This is a genomic window from Aeromonas sp. FDAARGOS 1419 (assembly GCF_019047045.1).
Lineage (GTDB): Bacteria > Pseudomonadota > Gammaproteobacteria > Enterobacterales > Aeromonadaceae > Aeromonas > Aeromonas veronii.
On sequence record NZ_CP077209.1, the window covers coordinates 2,228,788 to 2,252,389 of the forward strand.

Annotated in this window: 15 protein-coding genes and 1 tRNA gene; 5 read left to right on the top strand and 11 right to left on the bottom strand. The window is 50.5% G+C overall.

Annotation, left to right across the window (positions count from 1 at the left end):
- Positions 1-132: 132 nt before the first annotated feature.
- From I6L49_RS09885 to I6L49_RS09935, 11 genes are all read right to left on the bottom strand, one after another.
- A complete protein-coding gene (locus I6L49_RS09885) occupies positions 133-1,362 on the bottom strand; it encodes a DUF637 domain-containing protein (RefSeq protein WP_216951498.1) in 1,230 nt (409 codons plus the stop codon).
- Positions 1,363-1,419: 57 nt separating this feature from the next.
- A complete protein-coding gene (locus I6L49_RS09890; RefSeq protein WP_216951499.1) occupies positions 1,420-1,758 on the bottom strand; it encodes a hypothetical protein in 339 nt (112 codons plus the stop codon).
- Positions 1,759-2,574: 816 nt separating this feature from the next.
- Complete coding sequence (locus I6L49_RS09895; RefSeq protein WP_216951501.1) at positions 2,575-3,549, bottom strand: DUF637 domain-containing protein; 975 nt, start codon at positions 3,547-3,549, stop codon at positions 2,575-2,577.
- 307 nt (positions 3,550-3,856) lie between these two features.
- Complete coding sequence (locus I6L49_RS09900) at positions 3,857-4,264, bottom strand: hypothetical protein (protein ID WP_216951503.1); 408 nt, start codon at positions 4,262-4,264, stop codon at positions 3,857-3,859.
- 10 nt (positions 4,265-4,274) lie between these two features.
- Positions 4,275-13,253, bottom strand: a complete 8,979-nt coding sequence (locus I6L49_RS09905) for a DUF637 domain-containing protein (RefSeq protein WP_216951505.1) — start codon at positions 13,251-13,253, stop codon at positions 4,275-4,277.
- Positions 13,254-13,341: 88 nt separating this feature from the next.
- The gene (locus I6L49_RS09910) at positions 13,342-14,976 is read right to left on the bottom strand and encodes a ShlB/FhaC/HecB family hemolysin secretion/activation protein (protein ID WP_216951507.1); all 1,635 of its coding nucleotides are present in this window, start codon (positions 14,974-14,976) and stop codon (positions 13,342-13,344) included.
- 685 nt (positions 14,977-15,661) lie between these two features.
- Positions 15,662-15,737 (bottom strand) — tRNA-Thr (locus I6L49_RS09915).
- Positions 15,738-15,905: 168 nt separating this feature from the next.
- Positions 15,906-16,304, bottom strand: a complete 399-nt coding sequence (locus I6L49_RS09920) for an H-NS family nucleoid-associated regulatory protein (RefSeq protein ID WP_216951509.1) — start codon at positions 16,302-16,304, stop codon at positions 15,906-15,908.
- A gap of 71 nt (positions 16,305-16,375) precedes the next feature.
- The gene (locus tag I6L49_RS09925) at positions 16,376-17,047 is read right to left on the bottom strand and encodes an inovirus Gp2 family protein (protein WP_216951511.1); all 672 of its coding nucleotides are present in this window, start codon (positions 17,045-17,047) and stop codon (positions 16,376-16,378) included.
- A gap of 303 nt (positions 17,048-17,350) precedes the next feature.
- A complete protein-coding gene (locus I6L49_RS09930; RefSeq protein ID WP_216951513.1) occupies positions 17,351-18,817 on the bottom strand; it encodes a YfjI family protein in 1,467 nt (488 codons plus the stop codon).
- 13 nt (positions 18,818-18,830) lie between these two features.
- A complete protein-coding gene (locus tag I6L49_RS09935) occupies positions 18,831-19,043 on the bottom strand; it encodes an AlpA family transcriptional regulator (RefSeq protein ID WP_021140808.1) in 213 nt (70 codons plus the stop codon).
- A gap of 237 nt (positions 19,044-19,280) precedes the next feature.
- On the opposite strand from I6L49_RS09935, the gene I6L49_RS09940 reads away from it, so the two are divergent.
- The 5 genes from I6L49_RS09940 (at position 19,281) to I6L49_RS09960 (ending at position 23,582) form a co-directional block, all read left to right on the top strand.
- Positions 19,281-20,771 (top strand): hypothetical protein, encoded by a 1,491-nt coding sequence (locus I6L49_RS09940; RefSeq protein WP_216951514.1) that lies wholly within the window; start codon positions 19,281-19,283, stop codon positions 20,769-20,771.
- Between the two features lie 591 nt (positions 20,772-21,362).
- Complete coding sequence (locus I6L49_RS09945; protein WP_216951515.1) at positions 21,363-21,911, top strand: recombinase family protein; 549 nt, start codon at positions 21,363-21,365, stop codon at positions 21,909-21,911.
- A 75-nt stretch (positions 21,912-21,986) separates the two neighbouring features.
- Complete coding sequence (locus tag I6L49_RS09950; RefSeq protein ID WP_102989238.1) at positions 21,987-22,430, top strand: hypothetical protein; 444 nt, start codon at positions 21,987-21,989, stop codon at positions 22,428-22,430.
- A gap of 42 nt (positions 22,431-22,472) precedes the next feature.
- The gene (locus tag I6L49_RS09955) at positions 22,473-22,916 is read left to right on the top strand and encodes an IrmA family protein (protein WP_043123616.1); all 444 of its coding nucleotides are present in this window, start codon (positions 22,473-22,475) and stop codon (positions 22,914-22,916) included.
- A gap of 87 nt (positions 22,917-23,003) precedes the next feature.
- The gene (locus I6L49_RS09960) at positions 23,004-23,582 is read left to right on the top strand and encodes a lecithin retinol acyltransferase family protein (RefSeq protein WP_216951516.1); all 579 of its coding nucleotides are present in this window, start codon (positions 23,004-23,006) and stop codon (positions 23,580-23,582) included.
- The last annotated feature ends 20 nt before the right edge of the window (positions 23,583-23,602 follow it).

Genomic DNA, 23,602 nt, shown 5'->3' on the forward strand with positions numbered 1-23,602 from the left:
CACGCATCAAAGGCCGCTCCATGAAGTATATATGTGAGTATCTTTACAGCCACACCTCCCACACCAAAGCCTATAGCAGTCAAGCATGTCCCTATGGCTATCACGAATAAAAAATAAATGACACGCATAAGATTATTCATCGTTATCCATCACCTTCCCTGTCTCTTTTTTAGTTAATTCGGAAGATACTTCAGAGAACCAAGAGTTAGAAGCGTTACCAGCAATACTCGGAATTGAGCTAGCTTCTAATGGCTTACTAATGCCCAAACCTAAATCTATCCACTCGTAGTTTTTCCAATTTGGGTTGAATATCCCGTTCAGTGGAGTTTCGATTACCTTGCCCACGCCGTAGCCAATACTGGCACCCACACCACTAGCCACCCCGCCAACGAGAGGATCTTCTCCCTTTAAATAGCTCATATAGGCACCACCAGCACCGTTAGCACCTACGGTTGACCAAAATCCCCAGCCCGCTGTAGCAGCGCTCAAATATGCCGCAAATACTGCATCACCGGCATCTACCTTACTGAGATCGCCACCGTTTGCCCACAATTGGAAACTGCTGGCACTGCCGCCAATCCCTGCTGCCAGCAGCAGTTCTGGTGATAGCACTGGGAGACCCAACACACTGAAACTGGCTATCGCGGCATTTTTACACTCCGCAGATTCACCACAAGCTTTGAACTGCTCTTGTTTGGCCTCCATCAACTTGGCAAATCGCTCAGGATCGCGCGCTTTCAGTGCGGCTAGGGTATGAGCCATCGCATTATACCTATATACCGTCTCTGCTCGGTCAGCGCCGGTATCAAACTGGTTTTCATCACCAGTGACGGCCGCTGCTGCTAACCCACCTAACACCTTGTTCAGCGCAACCTGATACTCCTCGTTGCCACCAAAGGCGCCCAGGCTCCAATTGCTGGCCAGCTCAGACATGGCGCCGCCTGCAGCGCCTGCGGCAAACTTGCCGCCGGTGATTTCAGAGATCGCGCCGCTGGTGACACCGTGGGCGATGGTCTTGCCAGCTTCGCCCAATGCATTGCCGTTATCGCCGATAACCCCAGCCACTGACTTGCCCACTTGCCCCTGAATATTGGCCAGCAGGCTGTCTTTAAACGCATCGCCAAAGCTGCCACCGTTGATGGTGCGATTTATACCTGCACTCAGGGTGGCGTGGCCGGTTACCCGATTGAAGGTGTCCCAGCTCATCAAGTCCGCTGCACCCGGTTGGGCAAAGGGGTTGTTGGCTTGCTTGGCCGCACTGTCGAGCCCTGCCCACTGGTCAAAGCCGCTTAGCGCTCCCGCTGTCGCGACCGCCGTCGCCAATTGCTTGATATTGGCGCTGCTGCCAAGGTCTTTGAGCACCGCAGAGAGGTCGCCACCGTGCAGCAACCCTGTATCGCTACTTGCTCAGAAGAGTGGTTACCAGACGTAGCAACTACCTCTGTCGTCTGTCTCATAACGCCAAGAGCGAATGATGCCTTTGTCATCAACCAGTACGGAGTATTTGCACTGCTTCATCCAAGTAAGATAATATCTTTCCCAAGTTTGTTCATCGACAATTTTGTCTGCAAATCTTTTTTCTCTATTAGAGTAAAGTGGAGCCCAAAATGTTCCAGTGGGATTGTTATAGTAATTATTAAAATTCCTCCCTACTCGTTGATCCATTGCGCCTTCCCAAACTGAATATGACGGTGCACAGCCAGCCAATCCACCCGAAATAAAAACCAGCGCTACGAAAAAATTACTCTTTATCAACATTTTCAGCTCCTTTTATTGTAGTGCTGTATTTATCATAAAGCGCACCGTAGTTAATGAAAAGGGCTGGTGGCATTGAACCAATGCCCCCCTTCCATTAAACGCAATCAATTGATTCATCCAAGCATCATGAGCTGGTAGATGTTTTTACGTTAAGAATCGTAGCAATCTTCTCTATTAGCTGGCTTATAACGCCAAGAACGAACAATACCTTTATCATCAACCAATACAGAGTATTTACAGTCTCTCACCCAAGTAAAACAGTATCTTTCCCACGAATTATCATCAGTTTTATCTATACCCCTATTTCTATTGACCTGTGACCAAAAAATTCTTTGCCTCAACATACCTTTGAAATTCCTGCCCCACCATCATGTTAAGGCTTCTCTCCCAACTAACTTATGATGGAGCGCAGCCAGCCAATCCAGCGGTAGTCGCAAGCATTATAACAATAGCCTTATTTACTTCAGACATCCTGCACATCCCTTGCTATCGAGATAGTTAAACACACTCAAAAAACATAGCAATCATGTTTATCTGAAGTCTCATAGCGCCATGATTTAACAACCCCATCCAAACTAACCAAAATAGAATATTTGCATGTCCTTATCCACGTTAAATAATAACGGTAGTCACTCCCCTCTATAACCACATAATCGAAAGAGTGAATGTCGCTAGCCGGAGACCAAAGAGCTCCAGGCTTATTGCTAAGCTCGTTCATCTTTTTACCTATAATGAAATCTCGCCCTCCTTCCCAGCCATTATAGGATGGTGCACATCCTATAAGAAGAATACTTAGCAATAAAAAACAAGAGACTTTCATTCCCCAACCTCACTATTAACAAGATGGCTATATTTATCATAAAGAGCCCCGTAGTTGATCAGCATGGCTGGAGGCATGCTACCAATATTTTCAAAGGCATTCATCCCACTACCTTTGTAACTTTCCAGCTGATTCATCCAGGAATCATGTAATGTAGCAAAGGAATTAAACCCCGGTACATCATTCAAAATATTACTAACTGCAGTGCCATGACACACCGAGTATAACTTTCCACATGTGGCTAGATCGTCAAGATTAAGCCCAATGTTTTTACCCTCTCTCAAACCACCATCTACCAGCACACCAGGCACTAAACCTCCCGTGAGCTTGTTAACAACAGGACCCTCTGGCCGATCAACACCAGGTCTCACATCAGGTCCTCGGCCTGTTGAAAACTCATAGATTTCCGACATGGCACCTGTTGTTGAGGTAACCAGCCAATCTTTACTATTTTCCGCCGTTAATGCACCCTTTACCCCCGTATTCAGCGCATACGCGCCCAAACGCTCATTAATATCAACCAGCTTAAAATTACCTTCTGCGGTCAACTCTCTTCCCCAACCGTCAGTGTATACACCCAACCCAGCGGTCGCCGCTCCTATCAAAGCAGCTTTCAGGCTCTCTTCGCTGGTGACATCCTTCAGTACCATACGCAAATCACCGCCATTATTGACAATGCTGGTAGCTCCCACCCCTGCTAGCGAAGAGAGCCCTGTTGCCATCATGGCATTAGCCCAACCAGCAGCAATACTGGTTGTTGTCGTCACACCTGCAACGGTGGTTGTGGTGGCAGCGCCAGCCGCCATTGCGGAACCAGAGCCCGCTGTTGCGCCAGCCATGCCTCCTACCATACTGCTGGCTGCACCATACGTTAACGCGGATGCAGCTATCGCGATGACGGCCATAGCGATGGGATTGAGTGAACTGTGTTTGTAATCCCACTGCTCATAGACCTCTTGTTCCGCCTCCATCTATTTGCCTACCTGCCCCTGAATATTGGCCAGCAGGCTGTCTTTAAACGCATCACCAAAGCTCCCGCCATTGAGTTTCGTATCGTATTATTAATATACTTTTATTTACTGACTGCTGACCATCGGTTTGTTGCACAAATAAGAGAAGCGGCTTGGATAGGCCGCTTCCTTCTATGTTCTTTTTTTGCCTAATGCGCTGTTTGTCAAAATTACCGATGGGCTACTCAGCCACCTGATGGGCACAAAACTGATGATGTGCCTTCCCTAGCCATTTAAACCTCATATTGGGTGGTGTGTAAAAGTTAATTTAGGTGAACTCAACTTTACACTCTGACAATAGGAATGCACGACCATCCGAAACAATAAACTGTTTACCCTCAACTTTTGCAAGAAGTAAATTCAATCCATTTGCTCCCTCTTCGATATCTTTCTTCCAGCCAACAAGGTCACCATGATAAACCACAGCATGAAACAACGGGCCATCAGGAGGGGTAATGTTACACCCAGCCTCATTAACACCTCCACATGTTGCGTTAGGCCGCTCAGTGAAACACGTTATTTTTTTAAATTGCTTCTTAAACTTATTTTTACCATCGTCGGAAAAATAAATTACCTCACGCGTTGATGCCTTCTCCACGCCAGGAATAACCCTGCCATGTTCTTTTTCTAATTCACCGCCTAATATCTGTTCTAATTCTTTAATTCGATCATTCACGATACACACCTCAATCTTTTATTGGAGTAATCACAAACTTAAAGTTTGTAACACCAGCCTCAGTAAACACCCTAGAGTACTGGCTAGCCAACTCAGGACTATTTGTATGATAGATTACCCCACCTTCAAAACCTGACGAGTACTTTTTAGCCTGTTCTACCATATTGGCCTGCTCTGCAACAGACCATGGCTTTGAGCCTGAGTTACTCGATGGATTCCTAATAGAATCAGCCCAATTTTCAACAAACTTCGCCTCAACCGCAGTCCGTTTCCCATCAACAATTGTTACATTGTCAGCAACGCCATTTACGCGGTTTCCGTTTACAATTGTTGTATACTGACGGTCAGCATATGAGACACCACCATATATATCCCGCACACCACTTTCATAGCTTTGAGCTTTATCAATAGCCCGGCTACCGCTCACGGCTATTGGCTGAGTGCTTTCCAACCTGCTTGCTGGTATCTTAAGCCCTTTTATGGGTACCCCTGTAGCAGCACTGGCTAACAGTCCAGCAGCCAGAGCTACCGTATCAGCATCAAGACCATACTTTTCACTGAGATCTTTTGCAAATTGTGCGCTTAATACCGCGCCTTCTGCATCCGACTGGTGGAGCCGCAAAGCTGACAAGTCATACACCATCTTCAGCGGTATATCTTGACCCAATGCCTTATCGATACTCTGCTTAACCAACAAGCTATCAGCCACCACCGAGCCAAATTGCTGCTGGCAAGCCGTGGCATCTGCAGCACACACGCTGATAAGCTTCTCTTGTTGAGCAATGCTCAGTTTCTCAAACTTTTCATTGATATGGCCACAGCTACCGCCGCCAGCTTGACAGGCTTGCATCTCATTGGCCCATGCATCTATCTGAGCATGTTCCAAATAGTTGTATCGATGCACGGTCTCGGCCCGATCTGCGCCGGTATCAAAGTCGTTCTCATCACCAGTCACCGCTGCGGCAGCAAGGCCACCTAACACCTTGTTCAGCGCCACTTGGTACTCTTCGTTGCCACCAAAGGCCCCCAGACTCCAGTTGCTGGCAATCTCAGACATGGCGCCACCTGCTGCGCCTGCGGCAAACTTGCCGCCGGTGATTTCAGCAATGGCGCCGCTGGTGACACCGTGAGCAATGGTCTTGCCAGCCACGCCCAATGCATCAGCTTTATCGCCGATAACGCCAGCAACCGATTTACCTACCTGCCCCTGAATATTGGCCAGCAGGCTGTCCTTAAATGCATCACCAAAGCTGCCGCCATTGATGGTGCTGTTGATACCTGCGCTGATGGTGGCGTGGCCGGTCACCCGGTTGAAGGTGTCCCAGCTCATCAAGTCTGCCGCACCCGGTTGAGCAAACGGGTTGTTGGCTTGCTTGGCCGCGCTATCGAGCCCTGCCCATTGGTCAAAGCCACTTAGGGCGCCCGCCGTGGCGACCGACGTTGCGAGTTGTTTGATGTTGGCACTGCTGCCAAGGTCTTTGAGCACCGCAGAGAGGTCACCACCGTGCAACACCATGGATTGGGCTGCCTGAGTTGCCAGCGTGGCAAAGGCGGTGTTGGCCATGGCGGTGGTCGCGGCTGTCTGTGTACCCAGTAAGGCAGCACCAGTACCACCCGAGGCAGCCGCTACCGCAATCGCAATCACCGACGCAACGATGGGGTTGAGGCTCTGCTGTTTGTAATCCCACTGCTCATAGGCCTCTTGCACCGCCTCCATCTTCACGCCCGGCATCTGGCTGACCTGATTGACCCAGGCCATGCCCGGTTCGTTGGCAAGCGCAGTCAGATTCGCTTGCAAGGTTTCCCCTTCACGCTGGCCCACTTGCAGCAACACGCCCTGACCTGCGTTGATGGTGATGTCGCCGCCTTCGAGCTGGTTTTGCCGCTCGGTGGTGGAGCTGGTGCCATTGCCCTGGGCGGTGACGGTGAAGCCCTTCTTCTGCTCATCCTTGCGGTAGAAGTGTTCGTCGGTCGCAGTCAGGAGCTTGAGCTGACCGTCGGTGTCAATGGCAAGGCTCTCTGCGGCCTTGATATCGCTGCCCTTGAGGGTCATGTCCCCCTGGCTGGACAGGCTTACATTGCCACCGGCAGTGATGGTTGTGCCCTGCGCCGTGACATCTCGCTGCTCTATCTCGGTGGTTTTGGACTTGAATGTGCCACTGCTCTTGCTCTTCTCGTAGTGGTACTCCTCGTTATCGGCTGTGGTCAGTTGCAGCTCACCACCGGCTTGCAGGCTGGCATTGCCTTGCGCCTCGATGGTGCTGGCCTGGACCAGCAAGTTGTTACCGGCGCTCAGGCTCACGTTATCACCAGAGACAGTGGCGCCGATTTGGGTGGTAGTGCGGTCGATGGTGTGTTTGCTGCCTTGGCGCACATCGTCGCTGGTCTGGTTCGCTTCACTGGCCAGTACCAGGTTATTGCCTGCGCTCAGGCTCACATCGCCTTTGGCCTCGGCCGTTGAGGCCACCAGGCTTAAGTCATTGCCTGCAGAGAGGGAGAGATTGCCACCGGCATTGAGTTCGCTCATCAGCTGGTCGACACGGGAGAAGCGGTTTTGTCCCTCTTCCCAGGTATGGCGACTCTCAAGGCTACCGATGGTGATATCGTTACCCGCCTGAAAGGACATATTGCCCCCCGCCAACAGCTCGGCGGCGGAGAGGTTGATATCCTTGCCTGCTTGCAACAAGAGATTGCCCGCAGACGTAATACTGGCGGTGTCACCGACATCGGTGCGGCTAAAGCGGGTCTGGTCGCTCAAGACATCGGAGAGGATGCCGTTGACATCCACATGACGCTGGGCAGTCTGGGTCTGGTTGATGATGCTGCCGTTGGCACTGGCAAGGGTCACGTTCTGGCCGGATATCTGCCCCTGATTGAGGATGTCATCCATCGCCAGCAAGGTGAGGTCGCCACCGGCTTGCAGGGCTCCCAGGTTGGTCAGGGTACTGCCGCTTTTAAGGGACAGGGTGCCATCGGCCAGGAGGGTACCGCTGTTTGTGATACCACCGGCTTTGAGGTCGATATTGCCTGCCGTGATGACGCTACCGGAGAGGTGGCGCTGGTCGGCCTGTGTCAAATAGAGCTTGGGGGCTAGCACAATCTGACCGTTGAACCAGACCGGCTCCCACCACACCATGCTGCGGCCAAGCTGCGCCACTTGGGCGGCCGTCAAGGCGACGCCTGGCGTCAATCCCAACTCGCGCTGGTTTTGCGCGGCGTTGTCAATCAGCCAGCGCATCTGGGCTAAATCCGAGCCCATCTCGCCATTAATAAAGCGGCGACCCGTTTGCGCCAGTACTGCATCGCGGATAACGCGGGTATCAAACGCAGCATCACCGAGCAGCTTGATATCGCGCTCCGGGTTATAGTTAAGCTGCGCAAAGAAGTAGTTGGACCCTAAGAACTTGCCAAGGTCTGTCCAGGTCGGGTTTTGCTCGACAGAGGGTGCGAGCGTCAATGCGGCGCCATTAGGCAAAGCGCCGGGCTGCGCTGTGTTAATGGTCTGCCAGCTATCCCATTGACCACTGGCCTGGGCCGCTGCTGCCAACGCCTGGTCGATATTGGAGAGGGCTGCATTGCCCGCCGAGCCCAACTCGCTGATGAGCGGATTGACCTCTATCAGGTATTGGCTATCGGGCTTGTCGGTGACCACAAACAAGCCATTGCCGCCGCCAGGCAGCGGATAATCCGGCAGCGGCACGCCGTTGGGCTCACCCACCGGGGTGAAGATGACCTGCTGAGCATTGGAGCCAGACTGCCAGGTCGGGCCACTGGGGCCATCAACCGCGACATTGGCAAGCTCGGGGCGAGTGGTGGTACTGGAAACCGGCCCCGCATTGGCTTTGATGGTGACGTTGTCAATCATGCCCGCCACGGTGCCAGTCAGATTGCCGCCTGCGGAAATAAGGGCGTTGATGCTACCACTCTCAGTCTGCTCTTGATGTGTGCCAGTTAACTTGTAATAAAGTTCAGCATCAGGAAAACCATATGACGGGGGGCGTGCGGACTCCCCTAGGTATGACATGCCTGCGTCTTTTAATCCCTGAAATTCATAATCAGCGTACTCAGTACTGCCGCCTAGCACATATGACTTATTCGTGATGCTATTAGCATTAATTGTCAGGTTTTTTCCTGCACTAATCACACTTGCATCGTTAGTTAATGCGCCTGTATTAATACTAAGGTCGCCACTAGACAACATGAGGCTCGCGGGGCTACTACTTCGAACTTCCTGCATTTTTTTGGAAAGCAGGAGCTTAACGTCTTGCTCGCCCGAAAATGTCACCGATCGACGCCAAAAAAAGTTAGCACTGGGCTGAAAATGGCTGAATGACCATATGACCTGATGCTCCGGAAGCAGCGGATCATCAGAGGACAAGTACAGGTTAAGCGGCAATTGCTGATTTGATGATTCTTGGGTGGTCACCACATCAAAAACAGCGCGCTTATTTACAATATCCTGAGCGGATAACCACAGATCGCCACTGCCCGCATCAATAGTGCCTGATGCGTTAATAAGTAGGCCCTGATTGACCTTGAGTGATGCGCCCTGTTCGGCAAGCAAGGTGCCGTACTGGTTGGTCAGGTTGCTATTGGCTGTCAGCGACAAATTGCCGCCGCTGTAGAAGGTGCCTTCGTTATAAAGCGTGCTGCCCGCCCATCCTTGGTCACCCAGGCTGGCGATCATGCCGGTGTTGCGCAGCGCCCCGCTGGTATCAAGGCGCAGGGCACTGCCTGCTTGCAGGCTGCCACTGTTATCAAGACTGCTCGCGACCACCTGCATAGCGCCATTGCTGATAAGCTTGCCACGGTTATCGAACGTACCTGTGGCGGTGGCACGCAGACCGCTGCCTGCCACCCACTGACCCTGATGTAGCCAGTCACCCTGCACGTCCAGCTCTAGCTGGTTCTTGGCGCTGATGCTCCCTTGGCTGACAAGACTGCTACCGACCTTCAGCGCCAGATCGCCACCGGAGAGCCATTGGCCTATCTGGGTCACGCGTCCAGTGTCGATGCCTAACTTGTTGCCTGCCAGCAGTTGGCCGCTGCCATCGAGGGTGGCACTGGTGACCAGCAGTTGGCGCAAGCCAAACAGGATACCCGCACTGCTGAGACTGGTATTGGCTTGCAGGCTCAAGGTGTCGGCGCTGATAAGGCCACCTGCCTGGTTACTCAGGGTATTGCCGCTGATTTGCAGGGCGCCTTGGGCCACCAGTTGACCTGCGTTATCAAGTTGCTGCGCATTGATAATGCCATTGGTCTGGCTGCGCAGTTGCGCCCCTTGGCCATTGGTGAGGTTATTGAGGGTCAGGGTTTGCGCCCCGGCCTGCCACTGCCCCAGGTTGTCCAGTCGTGCCCCGGTGAGGGTCAGCTGGTTTTGCGCCAACACGCTGCCACGGTTGCTGGTTTGGTTGGCCTGCAAGTTGATATCAGTGGCTTGCAGTTGACCGCTGTTATCCAGCTGCTGACCCTGATAGCTAAATTGCCCGCCGCTGAGCCACTTGCCTTGTTGGTTGAGAGTGCGAGCCGTGACCTGGCTGTTACCTGCAATGACTTCGCCTTGCTGGTCCAGTTGGTCGGCACTGATGGTGAGACTCTGTTGCCCCATCAGCTTGCCCAGTTGCTGCAACATGCCTTGTACGGTAAGCGCCACATTGCCTTGTCCCAGCAGCTCACCACGATTAGTCAGGGTGTTGGCAGTGATGCGAATGTCGCCATGACTGGTGACTCGCCCACCCAACTCGCCATGACCCTTGAGCGTTGTATCGATGGTGCCCGCTGCTTGGGTAACGCCCTGCGCCTGCCAGTTATCTGCGTTGAGCTGCAGCTTGCCGCCTGCCACCAGGTCACCGGGTTGGGTGAATTGGCCGGTGGTGACAGTGGCATCAGAGCCTGCTTGCCAGCGCCCCGCTAACTGCAGGGTTGGCGCGGTTACCGCAAGCTGAGTGCCAGCGATGACCTTGGTGCTGTCGCTGCTACTCACGGAGGAGGTGGCGCTCAAGGTCAACCCGGCCAGCGCGGCCAAGGTGCCGCCCAGTTGCAGGCTGCCACCGGTGAGGTTTGCACTCTCTTTAGCGAGCCAGGTGCCGCCTTGCACAATCTGGTTCGCGCTCACATTGAGCGCTTTCTCGGCGTAGAGGTCGCCGTTGCCATCGATTCTCTTGGCACTGACCGCAATCTGGTTTGCGTCAAGACGGCCATTGTGGTGCAAAGCGCCACTCAACTGCAGAGTGGCATCTTGTCCACTGGTGAGGGTGCCACTGAGGGTGGCATCGGTGGCGCGAAGTGTGAGGTCGCCCTTGCTGTAGCCAGAGCCAGCCAAGGTCAGTTGGTTGGCGTCGAGGGTCAGAGCATCATCGCTGTGCAGTTGCCCATCGATATTGAGGGTGGCAGCCTTGAGCGTCAGCGGGCCATTTGCTGAATACGTGCCTTGCCCGGTCAGGGAGGTGGCATCAATGGTGAGGGCGCTGTTACTGGCGGTGATGCCGGTTTGCCCCTGCGTGATGGTGTCAGCTTTGACACGCAAGGCATCCGCGGCCACCCACTTGCCATGGTTGGTCAGCGCAGTGCCCTGCAGGGCAAGGGTAGAGCCTGCCGCTGTCGTGCCACTGTTGGTGAAGGTGCCGGTGGTGATAGCCAGCGCCAAGCCGCTGATAAGCTGATTGCTATTGAGCAGTTCTGTGGTGTTGAGGGTGAGGTTACCGCCTGCCTGCAGGCGCCCCTGGTTGTCCAGCGTGTGACTGGTTATCTGCCCTGTTTGGGCGGCCAGCAGCAACCCGCTGCTACGTAGTCGCTGCGCCTGAACATCCATCGATTGGGTTGAGACAGTGCCGCTATTGACCAGAGTGTTGCCCTGATAGTGCAAGGTTGCATCGCTGGCCAGGGTGCCACGGTTGAGCAGAGTGCCGATATCAAGCCCCATCTCCCCTTTAGCAGCCCAGGTTCCCTCTTGCACCGCCTCACGCGCAGTGGCCTTGAGGGTGGTTTGGGAAAGCAATTGACCGAGCTTGCCACTGGCTATCTGGTCCGCCTCAAGGACGACGCCATCCCCTTGCAAGGAGCCATCAAGCGCCAATTGGTTGGCCTTGATAGCAACCTCTTGCCCTTTGGTGATGCCGCTCAATAACAGCAACTGGCTGCCAATGGTGAGGGCGCCATCGCTCACCAGCTGTCCTGATGAAGAGAGTTCTCGCCCGGTGAGTGCAATGCCATCACGCCCAAGCAACATGCCACGGCTGTCCAGCCGGTCAGTACCCAGGGTCAGTCGGGCTCCCCCCAGGGTGCCGGTATTGAGCAACGCCCCTTTATTGGTGAGCGCCAAGGCGCCTTCGCTAACCACCTTGCCCTGATTGGTCAGGGTATCGCTGGTGATAGTCAACGGGCCCTTGGTCAGTACCTGGCCTGCTTGCCCATTGGAAAGCTTGGCAAGTGCCAACTCACCAGTACCGTCGGCCGAGAGGGTACCCTGGTTATCAAGTTGCTCGCCGCGCCAGTCCAGTTGCCCCTGACTGTGCATGACGCCTTGTTGTGTCGCACGCTGCGCAGTCACGGCTAACGCTTGTCCCGCCGTGACACTGGCATCGCTGGTAAGGGTCTTGGTGTTAATCGCAATCTGCTGGCCCTGCATCCTGCCAGACAGAGTGACCTCATCAGCCTCGACCTCGACCCGCCCCTGACTTTCAAGGGCGGATGTCTTGCCTTGCACCCAGCGACTGCCACTCTTGATGGTGACCGGGCCAGCAGCCGCCAGCGTGCCTTGCAGGCTTGCACCGTCACTGGCAGTGAGGGTTACCCCACCACCGCTTTGTTGGCGACCGGCAAGGGCGACTGTATTGCCTGAGAGTGTCAGCTGCTCGGCGGCGCTCACCTCACCTTGCTGGTTCAGAGTCTCTTTGGCTGCCAGCGTCACAGTGCGCGCATCCACCCGACTGTCCGAGAGGGTGACCTGCTTGCCCGCAAGCTGGACAGTGTCAGCAGCCAGCTGACTTTGCGAGAGGGTAACATCACCCGTAGCATTGGCTATCAGCGCCCCTTGGGCTGCCAACTTGCCACCCAACTCGGCATTTCCCTGCGCATTAACCGTTAATTGCCCCTGCGCAGCACTGTCACGCAGCCGCACGCGGCCATTGGCATCAAGGGTCAAATCCCCTTGTTTGGCCACCACGTTGGCCAGATTGACCCCCACACCTTGTTCGGTCGAGACCAGCCGGATTTTGCCCGCGTACATGCCGCCCAGCGCGGCGGTGTCGATGGCCACTTCCGGCGCGGGGCCATTGCCTGCCTGAGCAACGATTTCCCCAGTCTGGCGGTCAACCTTGTTGGCACCCGCCACCACATTGACGGTCTGGCCATGCAGTGCGCCATTAAGTTGGACGGCGCGCGCCACCAAGTCGACCGATGCCTGTCTGGTCGCATCCAGTCCCTTGCCACCGACGGTCAGGGTGCCCTGTTTCACATCGAGTGCCTGCAACTGGCCTTGTGCATCCAGCACCGGCTTGCCGGTCGAGAGCGTCACATTGGGGGTATTGATGAAACCGCAGCCATCACAGGTGAGGCCATTGGGGTTGGCCACCACCACACCAGCCTGCTGACCAGCCACTTCCAGATAGCCTTGCAACTGCGACGGGTTGGCACCCACCACTTCGTTGATGATGAGATTGGCCGCTTGACCATTGAGGTGGGGGTTGTTTTGAATAAGCCCACCCAGCTGGGTTTGGGTCAGCTGTCCGGTGGCGTTATTGAGGATGACGCCCGCCTGGCCAACGTTGAAATCCTGATAGAGGTTGTGCGATAACCCGGTGCCGTTGGGGGTGGCAATGTCGACGATGGGCACTCCGTTACCGGCCTGATTGAGGGTGGTATTACCGGTCGCCACCGCAATGCCTTCAGCAAATGCCGGGTGGGCCGGTTGCAGTGCTAACAATGCACATAGCTGATACACCACGGCCCGACATACCAGAGAAAACCGCGGTTCACCTTGCTTCTTCATTGCGCTTGCATCCATCTCAACCATCTTCAATCGTCCATTCACGTCTTGATTGCCATCTCGCGACGCTCGACGCATCGCCATTCTATTGCTAGAACGCCACACTCGCCCGGTAGTAGAGCACCCAGGGGTCTGCATTGAGCCAAGCGGGGGCGCTTAACGGAAAGCCCACGCTGACGTTGCCGGTAAAGTGGCGATAGCGTTGCTCCCAACCCATGGCGGTGCCCACCATGCCACGCCACTCTTCCCCCTGATTACCCATGTCCACTTGCCCCATATCCAGCGCCAGCCAGGTACGCCATTGACCGAGCCAGGTCGGGGTAGTTCCTTGCCAACTGAGCTCGTTTCGAAGGTATCCACCCACATCCCCGCTGATACTCTGCTCTTTGAACCCGCGCACCGATGCCTCGCCGCCCAGCGACAAACGCTCCACGCTATAGAGCCGGTCAGGCGTCCATTGGACATTGAAGGTCGAGAGCCATCCCCACTGACCACCCGCCGTGCTGTAGCTGCCAAACAGCCCCCATTTCTCAAACTGGGCCTGCGGCCACAAAGCCGAGCGGCCACGGTCGCTGTCTGCTCCGAACCAGTCGGTGCCGAGCGTCAAGGCGGGGTTTAAGGTGAAAAAATGACGGTCTACTCGCGTCGCCAGATTAAGGCCAAGCCGCAAAGAGGAGAGCTGGTAGCTGCTGGTTTCCAGCAACTGGTCCATGATGAAGTTGCGGCTCTGACGATGAGTCACGCCCAGCACACCGGATATCTTGCTCTGCCCATCGCGATAGAGGGTTCCTGTGGCAGTGCCTGTCGTGGTACGGGTATCACCACGACTTTCATAGACATAGCCGCGAGAGTCGATATCGTTGCGGTAATCGCTAAATTGATAACCGACATCAAACAACAAGTAGCCATAGGGCAAACTGAAACCGGCCTGCCAGTTGGTGGCGTTGTGGCTCGCTCGCCCATCAGTGCTACTGCCAGCCACCAAAGTCCATTGCTCGGCCAGTGATAACAGGTTGTCGGCAGTCAACGAAATTCTCCCCTGCTCCTCCCCTGTACTCTGCTGACCACTGTTGTCGAACTCCAACGCACCTTGTAGCGGTACACCCTTGGTGCCCTTCAAATTGACGATGGATTGACCAGGCGCTCGACCTGGCTGGATATCAAGCTGATAAGAGAGCGAACGCAGGCGAGATAGGTGGTCTACACCCTGCTCCAGATCACGCAGATTGAGCACCTGCCCGACCAGGCCCGGGAAGAGGGTACGAGTGATAGGGTCCGGCTCGCCATTAAGCACAATGGCTTCGATGCGCCCTTCAAGCACTGCAATGGTAAGCGTTCCTTTAGCTAAATCCTGCTCTGGCAGAAAGGCTCGGCTGGTGACGAAGCCGGCCGCCAGATACCACTGACTGACATCGCGAATAAGGGCATTGATGTGGATGAGCCCCATGCAGCTATTGAGGTAAGGTGACGCCAGTCGGGTTTGTTGGCTGGCAGACAGCTGCGACGCTCCCTCAAAGTGAATGTTGCTCACTTGGAAGCAGGGGCCTTGGGCTTGTGGCACTTGTTCGGAAAGTTCACCTGGCAGTGACAGCGGTCGGGCGACCTCCTCGCGTTGGCGAGCCGCCTCTTCCAACAAGGCGCGCTGGCGCTGTTCAATCTCCTGCTGCTCGGCAGGGGACGCCGCAAAGGCGAACGAACTTTGCAGTGTGAGCAGTGCAAATAGCAAAACGGTGCGCCAAACCAACGCCGGGCGCAAAGAGGATAGAGGACGCATTTATATTAACAACCCACCGATATTATTATTTTTGATGTTTTACTGGTTAGCTACACGCGACACGCCGTATCCCATAGTCATGAAGCAGCAACCCAGCTAACCTGAACGTTTATTATTTGGCGATTAAATACACCTTGAACTCAAAAAACAACCTAAAAAACTAGCGAGGTTCACAAACGTGGAAAATTCAGATGAATCTGACAGAGCTGTCAATATAAGAGATGATTATCAATAAATAAGTTATTAGCGCAATGGAGGCGCATTGGTAATTGATAGACATGATATTAGGGTTGCGTAATGTCATTTCGTGACATGAGTTAGCTTAAGGGGATTATTGGGATAGAGGGGTGGTAAATGACAATGCAACTGTGCCAAAAGTGGACGCATCATAGTGCGCATTATTTTGATGTATTTGTTAGCAAAGCTTGCGCTTCGTCGCATATCACACAATATCGCTGCGTGAGGAGGGAGCGCTTTTCAACTCGCCAACCGCCATATTTTGTTAACCAGCGCCTGGGGCGACGAGGGTCCCAGCTATCAATGGCTTCACGTAATCGCGCATCCAGATCGGCACGCACTGCGTCTATGTCTTTATGGTTGGCATCGGGAGCGGCTATGAGGAATTCGGTGATAATTGTGGTGCTGGCTACCGGAATCGAACTGGTGACCTACTGATTACAAGTCAGTTGCTCTACCTACTGAGCTAAGCCAGCATCATGCGTATGCTAAAGGATGCTTTGAGTAATGTCATTAGGGCTGACCTCTGTCCTGCGACAGATCATTACCGAAGATTCCTGGTTCGTAACGACGAGAGCTGGCACTAATTAGCCACGGAGCGTGTAAACAGAAAGGCCACACCGTGAGGGCATGGCCTTGTTTATTTAGATGAGGAAGTCATCCAGCTGACGACCTTGCTCGAGCTGCTCAGCCAGGAACTTGGGTGTACGCCCCTGGCCGGTCCAGGTTTTCTCTACGCCATTTTCAACGTAGCTGTATTTTGGGGGACGCGGTGCTCTTTTAGCTTTAGCCGCAGTCGCTGCTGGGGCACTGCCTACCAACTCAGTGGGGTCGATACCAGCTTGAGCCAACATCGCTTGGAACTCAGCCAGCTTTTGCAAACGCTCAGCATTGGCTGCTTGTTCTTTCTCCGCGACCTCCAACCGCTCCAGATAAATCATTTCGATTTTCTCGTGGGCTTCTTTGAGCTGATCCAGAGACAACTCACGCAGTGCTGCCCGCAGACTACGGATGTTCAACAGCACTTTCAGAAATTCACTCATAGATATCCTTTAATTAAATACGCAGGGATTGTTCTATAGCATACTAATGAGCACTGACGTGCTCAAGCGCCTTATCGTATTTGACTGCAACCGAAGTTGCGTTGCCCATCCATAACCTTCGTACTCTGTTTACTTAGGTAAGCCAGACGAAACAGAAAGTCGTGATAGATTTTATCTCGATTAATTGCCGCATTACGAAATAGCCAATAAGTCCCTTTGGGAGGAAAATGAACCAAGTGAGCATGCTCTGGATACGGTAAGCTTAGTGCACTACACCACGCTTTCTGTATCCTCACCCCCATGTTATCACCATCACTTTCTAAATAGTTACCCAGATAGGCGTAATCGTCTCTGTGGAAGAATAGCATGACGTGGTAATGGTGGTGTGCTGATGAGTCCTTTTCCCTGCACCAGATGTAAGCAGGTAGACGCGGCTCCCCTCGTCGGTTGTTACGTTTATGGTTTGCTTTGATCTGGCTTTTAAGGGATTCCATGAAGCGTGTGATAACCGCTGGGTCAGTGCGCTGCATGAAGATAAGTTGATCCAGGTCGCATTCAGTGGTATCCACTGCGAACCTTAAATCGCATCGAATAGCAAAGACTCGAGGAGTCTCTACTAATACTTGAGCTGTAAACTCTACACTGCGCCCCAGATAAACCTGGTTCATTGGCCCATATCCAGATGTGCATTCTTGCAACAGCGCTTCAAATTCCATATTGGTTAATAATATTCTGCCATACATAATGAGCACTCCTAAATGCTAAGTGTTTGATAAAATGTTGTGCCTAACACAATAACGTGAGTCAGTGTTTTAAATAAAATTTAATCCTCCCCTCTCAAGAGAGAGGGGATATCTAGGCGATGATATAGATCCTGTTATAGGCTGTATTACGAGTACTTCATAGTGGTTATATTAGGTATCTTTTGTGTGCTATATTACATATACCGAATTGTTTTGTTGCACAACAAATACTCTAAGGCCTTACAGGCCACGACATATATTAAAAAAAGGATTGAATTATCTTTAAAAATCACTCTTAAGTTATTAAAAAGTAAAATCATCTAATGTAGTGTTTATCGGTGAAGTTAATATTCCCATATGGTAACGCACCAGCGTCGTTCTATTTTGTTTATAAATGCTGACACATCCTCTCAGGATTAAATCACTCAATGCAGCATCAAGAGCCTGCTTACTTCTTAATTTATTCGGACAAAACTTACGAATATCATTCTTTTTGAAAATGGCTCCTCCATTTGCCCCCACATTTCTAGCTAACCAAGAACGCAGAATATCTGCATTAGATGGTTCATCAGTTTTATCGAGCTTCTTCATTTGTTGAATAAAATGCTCAAAAAACCAATGTGCAATAGTAATCGCAGCATACATTGTCTGATCTGAGATAAACTCGGCGTTAGGTGTGCAAAACCCCTCCAGAACCGCAGCAATCCTGGATACATGCTCCATAAATTTTGAAGCATAGTCGCGGTACTGATTCAATTTCCCTAAAGGACCAATACTGAGCTCAATAGCCACATATTGTTGATTCCACCTGCTAGCGGCTTCTGGCGTCAGCTTTAAGCATTTACGCTCGATCCCACGCTCCCTACGTCTAAATCCTCCCTTCAGAAGACCCTCAACACGTTGATGAAAATGATCTACTGCATCCGGGGCTCGAAACCGCAATTTGTCGAGGTGGAATCGTTGACCTTGAGTAGACTGAGGCTCACAGATCAAACACCGAGCCAAAAAACCGGAAGCACGAGCACGCTCCCCTTGGCGTTCCAGACTGCTGTTAAATAACCCAGGCTGAACCATAAGCATCAAACCCAAACGGTAATCAACTAATTTAGGTCTGGTACTGGCCACCCGCTCGATTGAGATAGAATGTCCACTCCACATTGAGTTAATAGCGGTGTCTCTAAACAGCTCCCCCGACAACAAGCTTCCCGCCTCATCGGAGGCTAGCATTAACGATGGGCTATCCTTGCCTAGAACTTGCTTGATGGCGGCACTGGTTACATCAGATAACACTAACCTCTTTTGAGTTGGGGCAATCGGTTTTTGTTCTTGGCATTGATACCATGCCTCCTCCAACTCTTTAGTTCCTAGCCCTTTCTCCGCGTCTTTAGAAATTGCCTTTCCTAACGCCTTCTCCTTGATCTGCCACAAAGCCAACTCTCTGAGATAGACCTCTTGTGACTTGATAAATTCCAGATCCAGTTCATTCTGAAGTTTATAGATAGCTTTCATTACCAATTGAACCACGGCTGACTTGCGCTCACCTGATTCAGCCAACACGATTAAATACAACGATGCAGCAAATCTCAGGTTTTCCTTGGGTTGCACATCAAATGAGTCTTGACATGCTAATGACATGACTGCTAGAACAGCTGAGACAATAACCCCAATAGGCGCCTGTGTATCGTCATAAATGTGCTGTATTAGCCTTCGCAATAGTTCAGGCAACACTTGTACTGGAAACTCACCCACTTGATTTTGATTGTTCATCATGACGGATCTCAGTTTAGTTTTTCAGGGACTGGATCCAGATATCTACCGATGACTCACGCCATCCAATCGCCGAAGTTCCCACCCTGACTGGCCTCGGGAAACCAGGGTCAAACCTAGGACTTTTTGGGTTTATGCGATCGTAGATCCAAGACCGACTCATCCCCACTCGCAGCTTCATTTCATGCATGCGCAGTATGCGGTCCGGTTTTATCACTGATGTAGTCATAAGCACTCCTCATCTATCGTGGTTACAAAATGTCTGAGTATGGATTGCACTAATCTAGGTGCCGTCGATGTTGCAAAATCGTGATGCATCTTCTGACTTCACTAGAGAGCGAGATTGAGATTACCCTAGTTTTTTGCCAATAATGGGTCACCTATGCCACCTCTTGAATGACCTGTTATTTGAGTTGAGCATGATATAAACTAAGCGATTTTTAATTTATAGGAGCTCGAGGGTTTTATGTCCCTAATTAATAAGTTACAACAAAATGAAATGATGGATATCGCACACTTTATTTCGCAAGAGGCCTACAGGCTAGCTGTTATAAAACAGTATCCCGAAGATGTTTCTCGCATTTATAATTTAAGTAAATCTGTCAGATATGAAATCCTAAAGCTATTTAAAAAGAACACAAACATAGACTATGCTATTGAGAGCATTATTTTATGTGTTGTATGTTACATTGTAACAAAACCACCCTTTGATGAGTTTAAAAATGAAATTAGATACCTAATTAATAGGTGGTGGGGGATTGAATCGGAGGACGACAATGATGACATCATAAATAACGACAAAAACGAGTTACTGGACAATTTAAAGAAAACTGTTATAGAGTTATGTAAGAGTAACCAAAATTTCAAATGCAATATTGCTCACAGATACTCAGTTGCAATGTTTGCAACTGAGTTTGATAGCACATACTTACTAAATTATTATCACGACACGTTGCGATACATTTATAAAAAAGAATACCTCCCTATTAGAAAAAATTTCGCGCCCACTTTATCTGTTCGTCGTTATAAACTATTTAACCCCATTGGAGAACGACCTTTGTACAGTATTGAATGTGCATATCAACAAGTGGAAGTACCAACAAGCGCACTATCAAGAATAGATGGAGATATAATAATTAATGATGACATAGAAAATTTATGTGACAGCTATATGATGCTGCATGAGTATCGCAACCAAGAATATGTTGATATAGCAACTAAACTGACTGTGCAGATTGATATCTCAAACATGCTATCAAATAATGAACTTGATAGAATTATGTCCTATTTACGTTCTGATATTAGCGTGATACAGACAAAGAATAAAATTTCTCACATGTGTTTAGCTAAAACTGAAGATGAACTTGTTGAGAAATACAATATCCCAAGATTGCATACGGATGATTACCCAACAGTGAATTATCTACACAGGGCAGATACACTAAAAAGTATAAATGAAAGTCATGCAAAGAACTATCTATGCGCCCTAATTTTAATAGCTGAGCACTTTGTAAAATATACAAACAAGAATGATAAAGTAAAAATACTTTGGAAGAAAGATGAAAAAAACTCCAATTTAAAAAACAGTATGGATTTATTGGCTACTGCCTTACGAGATAAGTATGGAGATAAAACATTTAACAGCAACAAAACTGATAGCAATTATACATCTGATTTTTCAGGCTTCAGTGCAGGGATGATTGAAAGAGGTTATAAAGAACTGAATAAACTGATAAAAAAACATTTAGATTTTTTTCAACAAGGAAGAGTTCAATTTGGGAAAAAACTTAACAGTTCACAAAGAGATAAACTGCGTGCTGAGTTGGAAATTAGCTTAGATAAATTACACCCTGACGATAAGGTGAAAGCGAAGGATGAGCTTGAAACTCATTTAAAGAATGGTCGCCAGGCCTCTGTAAAACCCTTGAAGAATGGAAGTTATGTAATCACATGGTGATGCTTTTCCTGCTACTCTTGCTATTAGTAGCAAGAGTAGCAGATTGTTTTTTTGTAAAAATCATAATTACCCATTGACAACAACATGCTTCTATTAAACTTGCAGTTATTTAACACCCCAAGTGGTTCTTTCTTGATCTAAGATCAGTACCAATTCTTATCAAACACATTGAAAAAAAATACTGGTATATATCATCTCCATGAACCTCCCAAAAATATTTCATGGAGATATCATCATGTTAAATATAATGAGCGATACGATGTATATATTGCAAAGACCAGCTAGATATCTTATCGGAGCCAAACCTATACAAAATAAGGACCCTTCTGTTAAATAATACGAATCCATATAGCTTATCGTTCTCACTACGTCAGGTGTTCATGATTGTCATAATCCATCGCTACCACTGACACAAGAAGACACATTACGTCTTTAAACCACTGGTTTGATTCAATAGATCAAGCCCTAGTGACACTCACGAAATCGGCACTCATTTCATCAATTTCCCTCCATTTTCTGGTCATTAAGGTCTCTAAGAGACTTTTGACCATGGGGGTCAGTGTACCTTGCCCTATTGACCGGGAGGAGACCATGGCACTGGTAGGTTACGCACGTGTTAGTACGGGAGGTCAGAGCCTTGAAGTCCAGCTTCGAGCACTGGCTGAATGCAATAAAGTTTTCCAGGAGAAGGTTAGCGGTGCCAGTGATGATAGGCCACAGCTTACTCTCCTCTTGGATTATGTGAAGGAAGGAGACGTGGTGATGGTTACCAGGCTGGATCGTCTGGCTCGTAATACTCGTCACCTATTGGAGATATCAGAATTTCTACAACATAAGCAAGTTGCATTACGGATATTGAATCTGGGGATCGACACCTCAACGCCTACTGGCAAGTTAATGCTAACCATGATCGGTGCTATCGCAACATTCGAACGAGAGTTGATGTTGGAGCGGCAAGCTGAAGGTATTGAGTTAGCCAAGCGACGAGGTGTTTATAAAGGCCGAAAGCCTACCGCAATGGCAAAAGGCAATGAAGTTCTGGCACTGGTCGCCAAAGGATTACCCAGAACTGAAATTGCCAAACGCACGGGGATAAGTATCTCCAGTGTGCAACGCATTCTCAGATCTCAGAGCAACTGAAAAATAGTGTGGTTTACCGTTTCTGACGATAGCCATACACATCTATTTGATCATAGTTATTCAGTGAGATAAAAAATGAAAAAGCTGACATTCTGCTTACTACTAACTCTTATGTCTGGAAGTCAATCAATACAGGCGGCGGAGCCATTCACAGGCTTTCTGCCTGCACTAGTGCAGGACAAAACAGGAAAACCATTTTGGTGCAACGCACATTTAAATTTAAACAGAAAATGCATCGCAACTGAAATAAGTAATCTTTCTATGGTCATTGTGCGCAGTCAACCATTCGGTGACTGTGAAGCTGGTATGTGGGGGTGGATCGCCACAGCAGGCTCCCCACAGAAAATTGCCATAGGCTACACAATTACACCCGATGAAAAATTCAATATTTCACTGAAAGATATGTGTCGACCTGGCACTGTTGTCAAATTCCAACCAAACAAGAAGTATAAAAATGAGGAAGACCTAGTTGGTTTTTACAATGGCAAAGAAATATTCAGATATCTGGGGCGTAAATAACCAGATGCTTTTAAGATATGAGTAAATGCTACGAGGATTTTTATGAAAGACATACATCGGTATTTATTGGCCTCGACTCTGATATTTTCGGCCCTGGCCTGCAATGCGCAAGAACAACGCTACCTCGCTATCCAGCACACTGACACCGTTTACGCAAACCAAGGCGTCTGTGCGTATCACTTCTCTTTAGATAGTGGCGGGGCAGACGAGTTTGGTCATTTGTATATCACGCTGCAATTCAATGACAAGAAGGGCAAAGCATTGGCCGAATCAACACTAGAAGTGGAACCTTTCGGCGGGAGCTCAGCCACACGCTATGGCGGTGGTTTTACTGAAGTGGATTGCGGACAGGTTGAGCAAGCCAAGTCTATCGCCATTATTCAGGCGACCGAAGTCTTTGCTCATAACCAAGTTACCCGGCTCCCCATCTCCACTTTCACACCCGAGTTTCATCAACCACTGAAGATCACCGTGGGCGGCAAGTAGTCCGCTCAGGAAAAACAAAGCCAAAGGGCGTCACCATCACGGTGACGCCCTTTTTCATTTCCAACCCTTGATGAGGATCATCACCCCATGTCACGACACTTCATTATCGGCGATCACTTGGTTACATCACAGCCTGAAGGCCATCATCACGGACTCTTTGTTGGCCATGACCAAGTCATTCACTGTCGACCATCCCCTTCTGGAGAGCACTCAGGCCAACTGGCGCTGACCTCGCTGGCTGAATTTAGTCAGCACTGCGCCATTGGGATCCAGCCCCATGCCCAACGCCTGTTCAGTCGAGAGGAAAGCCTGACGCGAGCCTACGCACGACTCAGCGAAGGTGAACAAGGTCAGCCATTTGCCACTAGCGAGCAATTTGTTATCTGGTGCATTGAAGGGGTTCAGCATCCCCCAAAGCTGCTGCAAACCGCTGTAGCAACGGTGGTGGCAGCTGAGGTGGCTCGTCATACGCTGGGCAAGGCGGCCACCAGTGCAACCGCAGGGCTTGCTGCCAGTACTCTGGCCACGACTGCTGGCGGTAGTGGGGCCGCAGCGACGGTAGTGTCGATCACCGGCATTGCTTCAGCCCCGCTGTTAGCTCCTCTTGCAGTAGGCGCCGTTGCGGCCTATGGCGTCAGCAAACTGTGGGATTGGCTCAAAGACTGACCCCACATGAAGGCCCCTCT